This is a genomic window from Streptomyces sp. P17 (assembly GCF_032436805.1).
In the GTDB taxonomy this organism is placed as follows: Bacteria; Actinomycetota; Actinomycetes; order Streptomycetales; family Streptomycetaceae; genus Streptomyces.
Window position 1 is genome coordinate 1 of the sequence record NZ_JAVRBF010001069.1, and the last position, 259, is coordinate 259.

Consider the following 259-nt stretch of genomic DNA (forward strand, 5'->3'; position numbering starts at 1 on the left):
TTCTAGCCATGAGACTCGTGAGTTAATTGAAAAGTATCAGCAGCAATACCCGATTCCACTACATCATTCTTGGCAGCCCGATAAAGGGTTTCGTGCTGCAGAGAGCAGGAACAAAGCTGTCGCTCAGTCAACGGGCGAGTATGTAATCATCGTTGATGGTGATATTTATCTCCCTGCTACTTTTATTGAAGATCACATTTTTGTTGCCAAACCCGGTTGTTTTGTTCAGGCAGGACGAGTGAGTTTGGGACCGGCATTA

General features: G+C 45.2%; 1 protein-coding gene. It reads left to right on the plus strand.

Annotated elements, in window-relative coordinates:
* The coding region (locus RMT89_RS43965) for a glycosyltransferase (protein WP_315889357.1) at positions 1 to 259 on the plus strand (259 nt) is incomplete at both ends.